The following is a 16,330-nucleotide window of genomic DNA, read 5'->3' as shown; positions in this document are numbered from 1 at the left end:
GGCGGGCCGGTTTCGTTGGTCGTAGGCGAATGCGTCGAAGATCGCCGATTTGGAAAGGAAGGGGGCGGTTTCGCACCATCGAGCGAGATCGTGTACTCTAGGGGGCCCTCCGTGTTCCCCCCGCCCTTCGCCCGACGGTTCTGCGATGAAGAGTCCGTGCGCCTCTCCCATGACGCCGAACGTTGTCTCGCAATCCAATCGCGACCAACGCATCTGGAACGCCATTCAGTGGTGTGTGCTGGCCGTGTTGATCGGCAGTTGCGCCGACGCCGTCGTCGCCGACGAAGCAAGCGACGCCTCCTTTGACTTCTTTGAAGCTCGGATTCGTCCGGTTCTGATCGAGCATTGCTATGAATGTCATGCGGAGGATTCCGATGACCTCGGTGGTTCGTTGCGTTTGGATGTGAAGGAAGGCTGGGAAGTTGGCGGTGACAGTGGTCCGGCCATCCGCCCCGGCGATCCTGCGGCAAGCGAACTGATGGCGGCGATTCGTTATGAGTCGTCCGAGATGCCACCCTCGGGAAAGCTCCCCGACAACATCGTCCGCGATTTCGAAAAGTGGATTCGCGATGGAGCCGCTGATCCAAGATGGATGGATGAAGAGGAACAGCTCACAAGTTCTCAGCCGAAGTCATTGGATTGGGAACAGGCTCGGCAGTTTTGGGCGTTTCAGCCTCCACGTGCGAGCGAGTCGCTGGTTGCGTTTGATTCTGATTCCGCGATCGATGTCTACCTGCAACGACGCTTGGACGCGGAAGGTTTGACCGCGACTCCGATCGCAAGCCCAAGTGTGCGGCTGCGACGTTTGGCGTTTGATCTGACAGGATTGCCACCTAATCCTGAAACGCTTCGGCAATTTCAAGCGGATCCCAGCGACGCACATTGGAGGCGATTGGTGGATCGCTCTCTGGCCAGCCCGCAGTTCGCGGAACATTGGGCGAGGCACTGGATGGACGTGGCTCGCTACGCCGACAGCAACGGCAGTGATTTCAATGCGACCCATCATGACGCTTGGCGGTATCGCGATTACCTGGTGCGGGCCTTTGCCGACGACATGCCGATCGACCGGATGATTCGCGAACAGATCGCGGGTGATTTGATGCCGGCATCTTCCGATGACGATCGACGAGACAAATTGGTCGCCACCACGTTCTTGATGATCGGCACCAAGATGCTGAGTGAACGCAACAAGACCAAGTTGCGGATGGATGTGGTCGACGAGCAACTCGACACGGTCGGACGTGCTTTTCTTGGCATGACGTTTGGTTGTGCGCGATGTCATGATCACAAGTTTGATCCCATCACCACACGCGACTACTACGCGATGGCGGGGATCTTTCGAAGCACGCGGACGTTGCACGGCGAGTCCCAGGAGTACGTCAGCACTTGGAAGAAGACTCCGCTTCCGATTTCGAAAAAGCACCTGGAGGCAATTCGTGACCACGAACGATTGCTGCAAGGCCTCGATCAAGAACTCAAGGGAGTCGAGTCCGAACTCAAATTGTTGGCAGAGAAAACGGAACTCGAAGGCATCACCGTCGACGATGTGGATGCGGTGCGAGCAGGCCACTGGGTGGAATCGACCTACACATCAGGGTTCATCGGCAAAGGTTATCTGCACGATGCGAACCGAAACAAAGGTGAGTCGTCGATCCGGTTTGCCGCGGTGTTGCCTGATGCTGGACGATATGAACTCCGCGTTCACTACAACTCCAGTGGCAATCGAGCATCGAATCTGCCTGTCACGGTGCAATTGAACGACGAGACTTACGATCTCGTTTTGAACCAGACCGTTCGTCCGACAACCGGCACCTACAGCGTGCTAGACGAGTTTGATTGTGGGGCAGAAACCCAGGCGGCGGTCACGCTCTCCAACCTTGGCACCGATGGTTATGTGATCGCCGATGCCGTGCAGTGGGTCCAGGTCGATGGCGAACAAGACCAGGGTGAATCAGACGCGGCGATTGAACAAAGCATCGCGATGCGAACCGCGTTGACTCAGACGCTCAAGCAACTGAAGTCACAACGAGCTGATTTGGTCGCCAATGCTCCGCCCCCCGTTCCAACCGCAATGGCGCTGGCGGATTTGCCGAGTGAGGAGCAGGAGGATTGCCCGATTCATATTCGGGGTGAGGTGAACAACTTGGGCGACATCGTCCCGCGAGGCATCCCGCAGGTGTTCAGTGAATCCACCACCGCGTTTGAACCCTTGGAAGGAAGTGGTCGCTTGGAGTTGGCACAGTGGTTGACGGATCCGGATCACCCGCTGACCGCGCGAGTCAGTGTCAATCGAATCTGGATGCACTTAATGGGCGAAGGATTGGTGCGGACCGTCGACAACTTTGGCGTTCGGGGGGAGAAACCGACTCATCCCGAGTTGCTGGATGCGTTGACAATCGACTTTGTACGAAACGGTTGGCGGCAGAAGCGTTTGATTCGACACATCGTTTGCAGTGACGCGTATTCACGATCGATGGTTTCGGATGATGACCCGCGAGTCTCACTTGATCCTGAAAACCGATGGCGAGGTCGGGCCGTTCGCAGGCGGATTCCTGCGGAAGCGATTCGTGATGCGATGTTGGTTGCTGCCGGCACGCTCGACCCCAGCGGGCGCGAAAACTTGATGGACAGCTACGCGACCTTGGTCAGCCAAAACAACGCCAATTCCAAAGCCACCACCAAGTTCGGGTTGGATGATCCGAAGCGAACGCTGTACCTGCCGTTGATTCGTTCGGAGGTGCCACCGCTGCTAGCGAACCTGGACGCGGCGGATCCGGATTTGCTGGTTGGGAAACGACCGACCACCAATGTTCCGGCGCAAGCGTTGACGTTGATCGGCAGTCCCGAAGTGCGGCAGTGGGCGATGCAGACGACGAAGCGAATGCTGAATCAGACGACCAACGACACGCAGCGTGTTCGTTGGGCTTGCGCGGTGTTGTTCTCTCGCGACCCTCGACCGGTCGACGAACAAATCTTGCACGCTTGGTTGGAAAGCGATGTGGCGAAGGCCATGTCGAGCGACGAAGAACGCTATCGCGAATGGATCGCGGCGATGTTTGCCAGCACCGAATTTCGATTCTTGGATTGAGGCGAAACTGATGAAACGGAACCGTCGCGAATGTTTGGTTCAATCGACTTGGACGACCGGTGCGTTGGCTGTCACCGCGTCAGCGATGCCCGCTTCGAGTGTGTGGGCCAATGACTCGGGTGTGCAGACGCCTGTACAGCATCATCCGGCGAAAGCCAAGCGGGTGATCTTCTTGTTCATGCATGGCGGGCCCTCGCACGTCGACACGTTTGACTACAAACCGCGGTTGATTCGCGATGACGGCAAAGATCTGCCGTTTGATCTGCCACCACAACTCAATGCCAAACCAACGTTGTTGGCGAGCCCTTGGAAGTGGGCCCAGCACGGTGAGGCTGGTTTGTGGGGGACGGATTTATTGCCGGAGATGAACCAACATTTGGATTCGTTGTGCGTTGTCCGGTCCATGCACACCCGAGGTCAATCACACGGTCAGGCGGTTGGGATGGTGAACACGGGCAGCGACAACTTTGTCCGCCCCAGTGTGGGTGCATGGATCAGTTATGCCTTGGGGGCCGGGCATCCGGATTTGCCAGCTCACGTTGCGATCGCGCCGGCAACAGCGCATGGCGGACCACGAAACTACGGGGCGGCGTTCTTGCCCGCCAAACACCAAGCCACTGTGATCGGTAAGAACGGTCAGATTGGCGATGGAAAGATCGCTCACTTGGATGCCGCCCAGACGCATCAGTTTGAATTGGTCAATCAAATCAATCGCGGCCACGCCGAGTCGGCTGGACGCGATCGCGCAATCGACGGTGCCATCGAGGCGGTGGACTTGGCCAATCGGATGCGAAGCACCGCGCCGGAGGTGATGGACTTGTCGAAGGAAACCGACGCAACCAAGAAACTGTACGGGATCGGTGAGAAGACGACCGATTCGTTTGGACGCAGTTGTTTGATGGCGCGTCGGTTGGCGGAATCCGGTGTGCGTTTCATCACCGTCAGCAGCGGCCAAGTGTGGGACCAGCACGGCAATCTGAAGAACGGTCACGAGAAGAACGCCGCCAAGACGGATCGTCCGATTGCAGGATTGTTCGCGGATCTGAAGCAACGTGGGCTCTGGGAAGACACATTGGTGGTGTGGGGCGGCGAATTTGGGCGGACTCCCGTTGTGCAGGGGAGCAACGGCCGAGACCACAACCCACAGGGTTTCTCGATGGTGCTGGGCGGTGGCGGGATTCGAGGAGGCATCACGTATGGAGAGACCGATGATTACGGCTACTACGCCGTTCGCGATCGCGTTCACATGCACGATTTGCACGCCACGATGCTGCATCAGTTGGGAATCGACCACGAACGTCTGACTTTTCCCTATGCGGGGCGTGATTTTCGTCTGACGGACGTGCACGGGCGCGTGGTCCATGAGATTTTGCAGTCCTGAGCGGTCGTGGTTGGCCAGTTTTGGGATCGGCTGGTAAGTTGGCGGTCATTGAAGACCGAATTCAAACTTGCTGGCTCGATTGAACCGAAATGAACGCTGCTGAAACTCGCTCCGGGACCCGCCGGCCAAGTGGCAAAAAAGCCAAACAGACGACCGTGGCGGGAATCGTCATCGCCGTGATGTTGGGCGGCTACACGCTGCTTCGCCCGTCGATCAACGAGGCCACCGGCTGGAATTTGCCCGCCTTGCCCGCCAAGCAGGTTGCCAAAGACTCGGTTGCGGAAAACTCAAACCCACCGATTTCGGACCAAGCGTCCAATCCGCGAGCGGTGCCAAAACCGGCTGATTCGTCGAAGGCATCGACTCCTCGGGCGGAGAACCAGACTCAATCGCAAGGCAACGAAACCGCTCCCTCACCGGGACCGCTGGCGTCCAAGATGACACGTGGGTCGCCGGATTCGGATGCGAAATCCGCGGCCGAGACATCCGATCTGAAGTACGGGTTGCTGCGAGAGATCAGCACGGACCGGTTCTTGTCGCCGGCGGGTGTGCTGTACACGCCTGGAAGTGCGGAAGGTCACCGCCTCGAACATCTGCGCCGTCACACCAAAGACCAACCCAACCGATCGGGAAAACACGGTGTCTTTGATGGCGACATGGAGGGGGCCTTGGCCACGATCGACAACGCGTACGAGAAAGCCCAAGCGAATCAGCGGACCACCAAAGAAGTCGACGGCAAGCGAACGATTTACACCGTTGACATGGGGAAACGTGTTGGCTTTGTCGGTGGACGTGATGGGCAGAGGAGTCGCAACCCGATGGCCCGGCGAGTGCGTTTGGTGTTGGAAGGCAATCGATTGATCACTGCGTTTCCGCTGTAGGTCCCATTCCGCATCGTTGAATCGACATGCGAAAATGCCACTTTGAAATCAATCTTCAATGGCACCACCCGAATCATTCCGTTCTTGTTTGGAAGTCAATTCTGTGACTCACCCCGATTCCAATTCCGATGTTCGATACAGCGTCGGTTCGTGCCCGATTTGCGAACAAGGTTTGTGTTCCATTCGCGCGGGTGGATTGGTCGACGACAAACCAACCCATGGTTTGGTGGTCTGCGATGAATGCGAAGCCATCTGGTTGCAACCCAACCTCCAGGGCGTTCACATCTACGCGGATGCCGAGACTCCCAAGTGCCCGATCGATCAATCACCGCTGTACCACGGCAACAACCGTTGGGCGACTCTGGATGACATCGAACAATTGGGATGGTCCGATGCGGTGAAGCCTGATCTGACGTATCAACCGGATTCGGATGAATCCTAAGCCGACGTTGCAAACTTTATTCTCGCAGTCCCCTGTGGTTGCGACCGGATGAACAGCGGTTTTGCTCTCTACCGCCCTGCTCTGCCCTGCCCTCCCCTGCCCCAATTTACATCTTTCACTTTTGGAACCTTGACCTTGTCGGAAATCTCCTTTGACCCGATTCTTGCCGCCGGCGCCGACCCGGTTCAGGCCGGCGTGGCCCTGAAGCAATTGGCAGACGATCCCAACTTGGATGGCGAGACATTGGTCGCTGCGCTCGCCGGTGCATCCGCTCGACTGATGGACGCGGACCCAGCGATCACGGGTGGATTGCTTCGTCTGATTCACTTGAAAACGTTGGGAGGCGAAGGGGATTCGCTTTCGAAAATCGAACCCGCCACGTTGGCGACGATCATCGAATCGCTGTCGCCGGAGGTTTCCAACCGCCATCTGATGCTTCAATTGCTGGCGATGAAGCGCACGCCGGAATCGTTGGCGGTGTTGGTCACGCAATTGGCTCAGTCGCCACCGAAAGGCTGGATGGCCGCGGCGCAGATTCTCAGCCCGTTGATGCAGCACAACGATTGGTCCATTCGAGCGGTGTTCCCTGCCCTGTTGGACTTGATTTCAGAACCTTCGCTGGCCGCGCCTATCTTGGATTTGGCCGGTCACCTCACGCGAACGGGGCTGGTCAGTCAGCACCCTGCCAAGGATCGGATCGGTTCCCTCAATGCATTGCTAGGAAATGTCGCCGGGCGTTTGGCAAGGTTTGAAGAGGACCCGCGAAGTTTTGGAACCGAAGTCGAGCAGGTTCAAGCGGTGCTGGGCGAAGCGGTTGCGTTGGCGGTGTCGCTGTGCGATGCAATCGCTTTGATTGGCGACGAAAGTTCCATTGGTGAATTGAACAAGACGTTGGATCTGAAACACCGCCGCGTGCAGTGCGAGGCCGCCGGTGCGCTGGCCAAGCTAGGAGAAGAAACCGGCAAAGAACGCTTGGCAGAATTGGCGGGCGAACCCGCCGCTCGTTTGCGAGCGATCGCTTACGCGGACGAGTTGGGACTGGAGGATTTGATCGAGGAGGAATACCGTGAGCCACGTGCGATCGCCGAGGCCGAGATGGCGTTGTGGTTGACTCAACCACAGCAGATGGGAGTGCCGCCGACCGGCGTTGAAGTGGTGGATTCTCGGCGGATGCTGTGGCCCAGCTTTGAAGATCCAGTCGACGTGTTCTTGGTTCGCTTTGAATACAACTTTGGCGAAAAACAGTACAGCAACATCGGCGTGACGGGGCCGACGATCTTTGCCATGTCGTGCGATGTGGCGGACTTTCCTCCCGAAGACATCTATGCGATCTATGCGGGCTGGCATGCGGATCACCCAGACATCTTCACCGTGCCGTCGAAGGAATTCAACGAGGCTCAGCGCCGGATCGTTGAACCGTTGCAGATCTACTTGGAACGGGTTGGGTATGAAGAGGTGAAAGTCGACCGATTGGGATTCTTCTTGGATGAAACGGCGGCCGTGTTCACCGCGGTGCGGAACGAGAAAGAATGCGTTGTTGTGACCGATGGTTTGGAAACAATTGATTTGCCCACCGGCGGCCGCGCGCGTCCGCCTCAGCCCGAAGATTTGTTTCACCTTTACAAAGGCCGCAAGATGCTGCGAACGTTCAATCCCAACGGCATTTCGGAGTGAGTCAGCGATGAAACCGTTTGGTACCGGAGCGATCCAGGAAACACAAAACCAACTCCGACATGAATTCAGTGAATTCGCGGAGCAGTGGCAACGGACCAAGTCGGTATGGCGTGACGAGCCGGCACGTCAGTTCGAGGAGCAGTGCTTGGCCGATCTGGCTCCGACGCTCAATCGAGTGTCTTCGGCACTTCAGGCCTTGGTCGATGCCATTCATCAAGCCGATCGGGTGTTGAAGGACCCCGAGGAAATGTCGGGTTAAGCAGGTCGGCAGGAATGATCGGGCATCACCATGTGAGGCGTTTGGGCGTTAGCCCCGGTTGGACGTGGAAGCAACCACGTTTGCCAAGACATTTCAAATGCCGAAAGACTCCTGCCAACCTGCTTAGCTCAAGCGGAGACGGTTGCATTGATGCAGCGGCGTGTTCGTCCTGAACTCGAAGCAGCGATTACTGTTCGACGAAACCGTCCACATCATCCAGCACCAACTTCGGACGTTCGTCCGCGTCGCGAGTCGTCAACTGGACATTCTTGAACTCAACGTTCTTTGCATGGCGGATGTAGGCACCCCATGCTGGCAGCACGCCAAAGAAAAACTGCTCCGGGTAGCGATCGATGTCCTCTGGAACGGTTCGTCGTGCATCTTCTTCGGTGCCATCACCCGGGAAGGAGATCGTGATATTTTCTAGGACGACGTTTTCGATCAAGTGACCGGGGATGCCTGTGATCATGATCGGCCCAGCTTTCGACTTCTCGTTGTCGGTCACGCCGCGGGTCGTGTCCACTTTGAGATTCTTGTACACCGCTTCAGCCGCCTTGGCTCGGTCCTCGACGGTGACCTCGGCAACCACATTGCTGACTCGGATGTTTTTCAATGTGCCCACGGGAGGGCTTTCTCGTCCTTCGTCAAAGGTGCTGCCCCGGTTGCCCAAGCGTATGAACAGGGGACATCCCACATCTTTCATTGTCACTCGGGAGATATCGATATTCTCCAGGCGGCCGCCGTCCACCGACTGCAGCTTGATCGCGCCCATGGGGCAGTCGTGAAAATAGCAATTGGTCACCGTCACATGGAGGAACCCGCCGCGAGATGAAGTGCCAAACTTCAGTGCAGCCGTGTTGCTGTCTAGCCGACATCCTCGCACCACAATGTTTCGGCAAGGGTTCTGGGAACTCTTCAGGCAGATCGCGTCGTCCCCGGCGCTGAGATCGCAGTTCTCGATGAGCACGTTCTCACAGCCGTCCAGATCAAACCCATCATTGTTGAAGTTGTTGTTGCGGAATCGCAAGGTAACCGCATCGAAGTGAATGTTCTTGCAGTCGATCAAGTGCAAGCCCCAGAAGGCTGGACGCTTGTAGGTGACGCCAGAAAAGGTGACGTTTTCACAGCTCTCCATGCGTAACAGACGAGGACGGATGCCAGAGTTTCGACCACCCCTTCTTTTCCGGGGGAAATTCTTGTGAGTTCCCCTGCCATCGATCACACCAAGTCCTTCGATAGTGATATTTTTCGAATTTTCAGCGTAGATCAGGCAATGTGCGGCGCCCTCTCGAGGCTTGCTGAGCTTGTCTGTGGGGTAGTCAGCGACATGGGTGCTTCCTAGCAAGCTGGCCCCGTGATCGAGCGAGAGGGTGACATTGCTTTTCAAAATGATTGTTCCGATTTGAAAATCACCAGCAGGCACCCAAACAACACCGCCACCAACATCGTGGCAGGCATTGATGGCGTTTTGAACGGCTTCGGTATCCATCGCAACACCATCGCCGACCGCGTCAAAGCTGCGGATATCAAATACCTGGGCCTCACTCGCCTTGCTTGCTGCTTCGAACAGGACTTGGTTGTCGATTCCAAACAGGGGCGTTGCGGTGAAGGTGCCGCCAATGAACAAAGCGAATCCTGAAAGGATGGCCCGCCATGCCGCACAATCGAGGTTCGTGATCATGTTGACGAAACGATCCAGGGGGCGACGAGTGTCGCACTCAACGATGATTGCTGCTTGCCACATACTCTCAATCCTAATACGCAAAAATTTTGTCAAAGCAATGGCAGGATGACTTGGGTTCGAACCGTTCCGTCAAGCTTCCGGAGCACTTGTTTGCCTCGCCAAAAACGGGCTTGTTGATTTTGGCGGGTTTGGACCAGGATGTCGAGCATCATAGCCGTATGGTGCCATCCACCAAAGGTCTGCGTCGAACTCATTCCAATTAGGCCCGGGAGGGCCGACACAGCCATTGCCGGGGGCGTCAGGCCCCGGAAAAAGCAACCTTTAAGAACAGCAAAAACCCCGAAGGGGTGACAGAGGCGGTTCCAGTGTCCCGTCACGCTGGGGCGTTGGCAAGTTCGATGGATTGAGACTGGGATGGCTGTCGGCAGACTGACTGTGTCGGCCCTTCAGGCCTTGGCTTTGGACGGACGCTGAAACCGGTGGCTGACGCCACCGGCTAAGATTGTGTCGCCCCTTCGGGACTGGATCCGTCAGCCTGCCGTGGGTGATCGACGGACGAGGACAGCTCTCCAAGGGTTCGCACTTGCTGGTGCCCGGCCCAGGACCCTGTCTCTGTCGGCCAGCTCGGAAACAGGCAAAACGGATCCACTCACCATCCTGTCTGCTTGGTGACCTTGACAACGGTCGATTGAAGATGCAAAGGCGTTCGTTCCGGAGATTTCCGTGGACGGCGCCAATGTGTTTCGTCTACGTTTTGGCCTTCCCTTCCAGTTTGATTCAAGCTGATGCTGCGAACATTGACAACTGGTTGCCGACTCGATTTTCACCAGTGATCTCAATGCAGTTGTTCTCGTCAATTGGCGCGGCAGCAGCGATTGTCGCTATACTTCGATGCCATCGTTTTCATCGGTTAGCGACGCGAGGAAAGGACTAGCAGGTTGGCAGGAGTTTTTCGGCATTGGATCTGTTTGGGAAGCGTCGTTGCTCCCACGTGCAACCGGGGCGAACGCCCCAACGGCTCACATGGTTGTGCCCAATCATTCCTGTCGACCTACTTCACTCGTTGGTGTTCCGAGGACTTGCGTGAGGAAGTTGGGTTTCCGGCCGGCCATTCGCCACGCATCGCGATGCTTTCCTTGTCGTTCTCTCTTCCTTTCTTCACTGGTACCACAATGTCCGATCGTCGAACTTTTCTGAAAACCGGTGTCGTTGCTTCGGCGGGGGCCGCTGCGTTGGCTCAGTCCGCGACACTTGTGAGCGCAGCCGAAAAAGACGTTGCCGCCGAGCCAAACTTGATCGGGCAGGGTGACTTTCGTTATCGCGTTCAGAAGGACTGGGCACAGGTCAATCCGGTTCGGACTCCGATCGACAATTGTCACGAGATGGTGCAGGACTCTCGGGGACGGTTGGTGATGATTGGCGACGATCCACGCAACAACATCATCGTCTTCGACAAGTCCGGGAAAGTCCTCGACAGCTGGGGGACTTACTGGCCCGGCGGTCATGGTTTGACTCTGGTCAACGAAGGCGGCGAAGACATGCTGTACGTCAGCGAAAGTGGTTGGGCTCGGAGTCTGCAAGACGGTGTGACGATGGTCCGCCAAAACGGATACATCGCCAAGATGACAATCGATGGAAAGATGCTATTCACCATCAGTCACCCGATGACCGTCGGCGCCTACTCGCCTGAGATGGTGTTTCAGCCCACTGAAACGGCGGTTGCGCCCAACGGTGACATTTATGTTGCCGACGGATATGGATCGGATTACATCCTGCGGTACGACCAACATGGGCAATTCATTCAGAAGTTCGGCGGTCACGAGAACGAAGACAAGAACTACAACTTGGCCAACGCGCACGGCATTGCCCTGGACAACCGTGATCCAGCCAATCCGAAGCTGATCGTGACCAGTCGTGCTCAGCGAGCGTTCAAATACTTCACGCTCGATGGCAAGTGGATCAAGACGGTGAAGCTCGCGAATCTGCAGATCTGTCGACCGGTGATCCATGGCGACCATGTCTACGCCGGGGTTTGTTGGAGCCACAACAACGCCGACGTCAATCTTCCGAAGCCGTGGCTGTACCAGTCTGGTTTCATCATGGTGATGGACAAGCACGACCGAGTTGTCTCGTGCCCCGGTGGCGAGCAACCCGTTTATGAGGACGGGGTTTTGCAAACGGTGAAGCAGGACCAGGCAAGAACTTTCTACCACGGCCACGATGTCTGCATCGACGAGGATGAAAGCGTTTACGTTTGCCAATGGAATGGCGAACGAACGGCTCCGGTGAAGCTTGAGCGGGTTAGCTCTTGATGAGTTCTGGGATCACGTGTCCGTGCACATCGGTCAACCGCCGCTCGATCCCGTTGTGATAAAAAGTAAGCTTGGTGTGATCGATGCCGAGTAGATGCAGCGCGGTCGCGTGCAGGTCGTAGCAGTAGGTGGGATGTTCGATTGCCTTGAATCCCAGTTCGTCGGTCGTTCCATAGCCAACCCCGCCTTGAATCCCACCACCGGCCATCCACGCCGTGAACGCTCCCGCGTTGTGATCGCGGCCTGTTGCTTGGGCGCCTTGCGCGGCAGGTTGACGACCAAATTCGGTCGTGCAGATCACCAGCGTGTCGTCCAGCATCCCGCTTCGCTTCAAATCGGCTAGCAACGCCGCCGCACCTGTGTCAAGCACGCGGCCCCAATGCCCGTGGTCGCGGACCACATCTTCGTGCGAATCCCAGTTCGGTCGGGTTTTTTTCGCGGTTGTGTTTTCGGCGCCGCAATACAGTTGAACGAAGCGGACGCCCCGCTCGACCAAACGACGCGCTAGTAAACACTGACGTCCAAAATCGGTGGTCGTTTCATCGTGCATTCCGTACATTTGTTGGGTCGCTGCTGATTCGGACGACAAGTCCGATAGCTCCGGTGCACTGAGTTGAAGTCGAGCGGCAAGTTCATAAGCGGACATTCGTGCTTCGAGATCGGTGTTGGCTTGACGGTCCGACAGATGCTGTTGATTCAATGAACGTAAGAAGTCGAGTCCCGCTTGATCTGAGTCGCGATTGACCGCATCGAAATTCTGAGGTGGAAACAGGTCGTTGATCGGTTGATGACCAGCACGCGAGTCCAATGTGGTGGCTTGGTGGACGGCCGGTAAAAATCCGGCACCCCAATTGATGATGCCTCCTGGCGGCAAGCCCTTGGGGTCGGGCAGCACAACAAACGCGGGCAAGTCTTCGCTCTCACTTCCCAATCCGTAGGTCACCCACGATCCCATGCTTGGGAATCCCGGCAGCGTGAACCCAGTGTTCATCATGAAGCACGCCGGTCCGTGCAACGCAGTCTTGCTTTGCATGGAATAGATGAAGGCCAAATCGTCGACATGCTTGGCGAGTTGGGGGAAAAGATCGGATATCCATCGTCCCGATTCACCGTGCTGTTGGAATGGCCAGAAACTGCCTTGGATATTTCCCGGCTTGGATGCGAAGAACTGCAGTTTGCCATCGGGATCAAACGGTTTGCCTGATCGTTTTTCTAACTCCGGCTTGTAGTCGAACGTATCGACTTGGCTCATCCCGCCAGGGCAGAAGATCTGGATCACCGCTTTGGCGCGGGCGGGATGATCGGTCGTTTGAACCCCTGCACCCTGTGCCGTCTGTTGCCGGAGCATCGTTTGCATTGCGAGCCATCCGAAGCCCCCGCACGCGGACTGCAGCATTTGCCGACGATTGAATAGATCCATGTTCTTTGAGCGTCCTGTTAGTCCAGCCAGATGAATTCATTTGCGTTGAAAAGAGCACGACAGAGATGCAACAAGCCATGTTCAGCCACCAGTTGCCGGGCTGCTTTCCATTCTTGCCCGACGGGCTTGCGAACCAAAACGCGTTCGAAGGCAAGTTGAATCTGTTCGTCGGTTTGGGTTGTTTCCGAAGCGAGGTTTTCAGCCAGGTAAGATGACTGTTGCAACATGAAAGCGTTATTGAACATCGCTAGCGATTGCAATGCCGTCGTGGTTACATTCCGCTTGGGCGTCAGGTTGGCGGAATCAGGGCAATCCAATGCCGTCATGAAGGGTGAGGGCGATGTGCGGACGATAAACCGGTACACGCTACGCCGCCATAGTTCAGCCGAATCAGCGGTCTTGTAAGTGTAGATCGGTGCGTAAGCCTCCTGGTAGTCAAAGTCACGGTAGCCAGGACCGTGCATCGCAAGGTTCAATTTACCTGTGATCGCTAGCACTGAATCTCGGACCGCTTCGGCCTCCAAGCGACGCGAATTCATTCGCCACAGCAGGTTGTTGTCCACATCGATTTCGCGGGGATCCTGCATCCCTGCTGCAACATCGGGTTCCAATCGACTTGTTTGGCGATACGTTTGCGAAGTGACAATCAAGCGGTGAATCGCCTTGAGCGACCACTTCTGACGGATCAGTTCGGCGGCCAACCAGTCCAACAACTCGGGGTGCGATGGCTGGGATCCGCCGAAACCAAAATCGCTAGGCGTGTCAACAATTCCCTTGCCAAAATGCCAATGCCAAAGTCGATTGACGATCACTCGCGCGGTGAGCGTGTTCTCGGGGGCAACGATCCAGTTGGCCAAGGCCAAACGCCGCTGTCCCTCCGGCATACTCTGATCGCCAAACAGAAGCGGCGACTGCGACCAAGTCAGGCCTCCGGGGGCGACCTCCGGTCCAGGTGATTCGGGATCACCACGCAGCAATACATGGACAGGGGCTGGTGCCTTTGATTGAACCCCAAAGAACTGAGGTGGCGGCTGAAGGGACTCCAGTTCCGCTTGCAAACGCGTCTTGTCGGCGAGCAGTGCGGATTGCCGTTCCTTCATCTCGTCGGTCAGTTCACTCGCCGAAGTCAATACAACTCGCGGATCGCCAAAGCTGACTTGATCGTGTCCGTAGCCGTTGCCACCGTCGGTCGAGATCAGGGTCAGGAAACGTTTGTCCCGTTCGAGTAGCACTTCAACGGAAACCGAGTCGTGGCGGCCGATTCGATCCCTGGCAACTTGTTCGCCATCGATGTACACATGAAACTCAGCACTTGGTTGGGCGGTTCTCCCGCCATATCCGACGGTCGAGGTAAACCGAACTGGCGAGGCGGAGTCTTGCGTTGGATCCACGGCAGCAAGAGCAGCGCGAATGTTCGATAGATCGAAGGTGATCCCCGCGTTGGCGTGCAATCCAATCATCGAATGTCCGGCGGCGGCGAAGTCGATTGAACCAAAGGTCGTTGAAAATTGACTGGCGACAGGACCATTGCGAATCAAATCCCAGGCTCGATTGCTGTGTTTCGGCAACCCCGCCGCGACCAGTTCGGTGGAGCTGATCTGTGTTTGTTCAAAGGCTGGGATAAAGACGCCGTCGATCATTGACGCATCACATGTCGCGAATTGTCCCGGTTTTCGATCGTCCAGTGCGTTTAAAGACCGTTCTTCCGACTTACCAGTACGGGGGTCGATCCCTTGCCCTTTTTTTCCTGATCCAAAACCGTTGCCGCCACCAACGACATCGGCCAGATCAATGCCGCGTCCTGTCAAATGCTGAAGCTTCGACTCGATCTCGGCCAGTGCTGATTCAAGTCGCGTCTTGCTTGCATTGTAGGCCTCTTGGGCAGTTTGGCTGACAACCCGATCCTGTCTTTGGACGCCAGCGAACACGGCGACCAATTGATAGTATTCCTTCTGCTTGATCGGATCGAGTTTGTGATCGTGGCAGCGAGCGCAATTGACCGTCATGGCCATCGTGGAGGTCAATACTTGAGTGACCATGTCATCCAAGTCGAGTGCGCGGGCAGCGCGTCGGAGGACAAGGCTCTTGGCTTCGACCTGGCCCACGAAATCCCAAGGTCCTGCCGCGAGAAAGCCAGTGGCGATCACCGAATTTTCATTCTCTGGATCGATCACGTCACCGGCAATTTGTTGTCGCAGGAATTGATCGTAGGGCATGTCGTCGTTGAATGCCCGGATGACATAATCGCGATAGTGCCAAGCGTTCTCGCGAAGCTTGTCTCGCTCAAAGCCATGGGTGTCGCCGTAGTGAGCGATGTCGAGCCAATGTCGAGCCCAACGCTCACCAAAATGCTTCGACCGCAATAGACGATCGATTAATTCTTCGTAGGCGGCCGGATTCGGATCCGCGACAAACGCCGTGACGGATTCAGGAGTCGGTGGCAGACCGATCAAATCCATCGACAACCGACGAATCAGTGTGCGACGGTCGGCCGGTGGCGAAGGAGCAATCTTTGCTTGGGCCAATCGGTGTTGAATGAACCGATCGATCGGGTGCGACGACTGTCCTGCGGAAGGTTCCGGCGGTGAGATGTCTGCAAGTTCCTGGAGCGACCACCACGAAGCATCCGCCTTGGCCTTGTGCTGTATTTCAAACCCGTCGGGCCAAACGGCGCCCTCGGCGATCCATCGCCTGACCAGATCAACCTGAGTGTCATTCAGAGGAGTGCCTTCCTCTGGCATCGAAGGCGTCTCACCGTCAGCCGCGTGGATCGTCTCCACCAGATAGCTGCTTTGAGGGTCGCCGGGGACCACATGTCCCAACTCCATCAGTCCATCGGCGAATGACAACGAGAGTTCACCACCTTTCTGCGTTTCGTTATGACAATGCAGGCAGTGCTGTTGAAAGATCGGCGCGATCTCGGTCTCGAAATCAATGGGAGCGGCGATGGACCAGCCACCTGTTGTCGATCCCCAAGCCGTCAAGCAAAAGATGCAAAGTTGCGTAAAACGCTGAACGCGAGAGAGCGAACACTTTCTCATGGTTGCTGGATGCATTTTTGGATCGGGAGGGATTTGGCGGGACTGCGACTCAACGGAAACCGCTCATCGAGCGACCTTCGGTGGGGGCATTGAGCAGGTCGGCAGGAGTCTTTCGTCATTGGAACTGTTATGGCAAACGCCACTGATC

General features: G+C 56.6%; 10 protein-coding genes. 7 read left to right on the top strand and 3 right to left on the bottom strand.

Features of this window, described 5'->3' with window-relative positions; translation table 11 throughout:
• Positions 1 to 145: 145 nt before the first annotated feature.
• The 6 genes from RISK_RS16240 to RISK_RS16215 all read left to right on the top strand — a co-directional run bounded on the left by RISK_RS16240 (position 146) and on the right by RISK_RS16215 (position 7,725).
• Positions 146 to 3,088 (top strand): DUF1549 domain-containing protein, encoded by a 2,943-nt coding sequence (locus RISK_RS16240; protein WP_047815366.1) that lies wholly within the window; start codon positions 146 to 148, stop codon positions 3,086 to 3,088.
• Between the two features lie 10 nt (positions 3,089 to 3,098).
• Positions 3,099 to 4,469, top strand: coding sequence for a DUF1501 domain-containing protein (locus RISK_RS16235; protein WP_047815365.1), 1,371 nt, complete (start codon positions 3,099 to 3,101; stop codon positions 4,467 to 4,469).
• Positions 4,470 to 4,558: 89 nt separating this feature from the next.
• Complete coding sequence (locus tag RISK_RS16230; RefSeq protein WP_047815364.1) at positions 4,559 to 5,350, top strand: hypothetical protein; 792 nt, start codon at positions 4,559 to 4,561, stop codon at positions 5,348 to 5,350.
• Positions 5,351 to 5,453: 103 nt separating this feature from the next.
• Complete coding sequence (locus RISK_RS16225; protein ID WP_236696373.1) at positions 5,454 to 5,792, top strand: hypothetical protein; 339 nt, start codon at positions 5,454 to 5,456, stop codon at positions 5,790 to 5,792.
• 129 nt (positions 5,793 to 5,921) lie between these two features.
• Positions 5,922 to 7,466: a HEAT repeat domain-containing protein gene (locus tag RISK_RS16220; protein ID WP_047815362.1), complete on the top strand. Its 1,545-nt coding sequence runs from the start codon at positions 5,922 to 5,924 to the stop codon at positions 7,464 to 7,466.
• Between the two features lie 7 nt (positions 7,467 to 7,473).
• Complete coding sequence (locus tag RISK_RS16215; protein WP_047815361.1) at positions 7,474 to 7,725, top strand: hypothetical protein; 252 nt, start codon at positions 7,474 to 7,476, stop codon at positions 7,723 to 7,725.
• 187 nt (positions 7,726 to 7,912) lie between these two features.
• Here RISK_RS16215 and RISK_RS16210 read toward each other — a convergent pair whose 3' ends face one another.
• The gene (locus RISK_RS16210; protein WP_236696371.1) at positions 7,913 to 9,469 is read right to left on the bottom strand and encodes a glycoside hydrolase family 28 protein; all 1,557 of its coding nucleotides are present in this window, start codon (positions 9,467 to 9,469) and stop codon (positions 7,913 to 7,915) included.
• A gap of 1,112 nt (positions 9,470 to 10,581) precedes the next feature.
• Here RISK_RS16210 and RISK_RS16200 point away from each other — a divergent pair.
• Positions 10,582 to 11,721, top strand: a complete 1,140-nt coding sequence (locus RISK_RS16200) for an NHL repeat-containing protein (protein WP_047815380.1) — start codon at positions 10,582 to 10,584, stop codon at positions 11,719 to 11,721.
• Here the strand turns inward: RISK_RS16200 and RISK_RS16195 are convergent.
• The gene (locus RISK_RS16195) at positions 11,711 to 13,078 is read right to left on the bottom strand and encodes a DUF1501 domain-containing protein (protein ID WP_236696370.1); all 1,368 of its coding nucleotides are present in this window, start codon (positions 13,076 to 13,078) and stop codon (positions 11,711 to 11,713) included. The genes RISK_RS16200 and RISK_RS16195 overlap by 11 nt on opposite strands.
• Positions 13,079 to 13,158: 80 nt before the next feature.
• Positions 13,159 to 16,182 carry a DUF1553 domain-containing protein gene (locus RISK_RS28205; RefSeq protein WP_160311455.1) on the bottom strand — a complete coding sequence of 1,008 codons (3,024 nt, stop codon included), beginning with the start codon at positions 16,180 to 16,182 and terminating at the stop codon, positions 13,159 to 13,161.
• Between the last annotated feature and the right edge of the window lie 148 nt (positions 16,183 to 16,330).

This window comes from Rhodopirellula islandica (assembly GCF_001027925.1).
Lineage (GTDB): Bacteria > Planctomycetota > Planctomycetia > Pirellulales > Pirellulaceae > Rhodopirellula > Rhodopirellula islandica.
This window is presented reverse-complemented; position numbering and strand designations above follow the sequence as displayed.

Bases quoted from the DNA above. Each gene is read 5' to 3' on its own strand.
- RISK_RS16195 (WP_236696370.1), bottom strand. From the start codon at position 13,078: ATGCAAACGATGCTCCGGCAACAGACGGCACAGGGTGCAGGGGTTCAA.
- RISK_RS16215 (WP_047815361.1), top strand. From the start codon at position 7,474: ATGAAACCGTTTGGTACCGGAGCGATCCAGGAAACACAAAACCAACTC.
- RISK_RS16200 (WP_047815380.1), top strand. From the start codon at position 10,582: ATGTCCGATCGTCGAACTTTTCTGAAAACCGGTGTCGTTGCTTCGGCG.
- RISK_RS16235 (WP_047815365.1), top strand. From the start codon at position 3,099: ATGAAACGGAACCGTCGCGAATGTTTGGTTCAATCGACTTGGACGACC.
- RISK_RS28205 (WP_160311455.1), bottom strand. From the start codon at position 16,182: ATGAGAAAGTGTTCGCTCTCTCGCGTTCAGCGTTTTACGCAACTTTGC.
- RISK_RS16210 (WP_236696371.1), bottom strand. From the start codon at position 9,469: ATGTGGCAAGCAGCAATCATCGTTGAGTGCGACACTCGTCGCCCCCTG.
- RISK_RS16240 (WP_047815366.1), top strand. From the start codon at position 146: ATGAAGAGTCCGTGCGCCTCTCCCATGACGCCGAACGTTGTCTCGCAA.
- RISK_RS16230 (WP_047815364.1), top strand. From the start codon at position 4,559: ATGAACGCTGCTGAAACTCGCTCCGGGACCCGCCGGCCAAGTGGCAAA.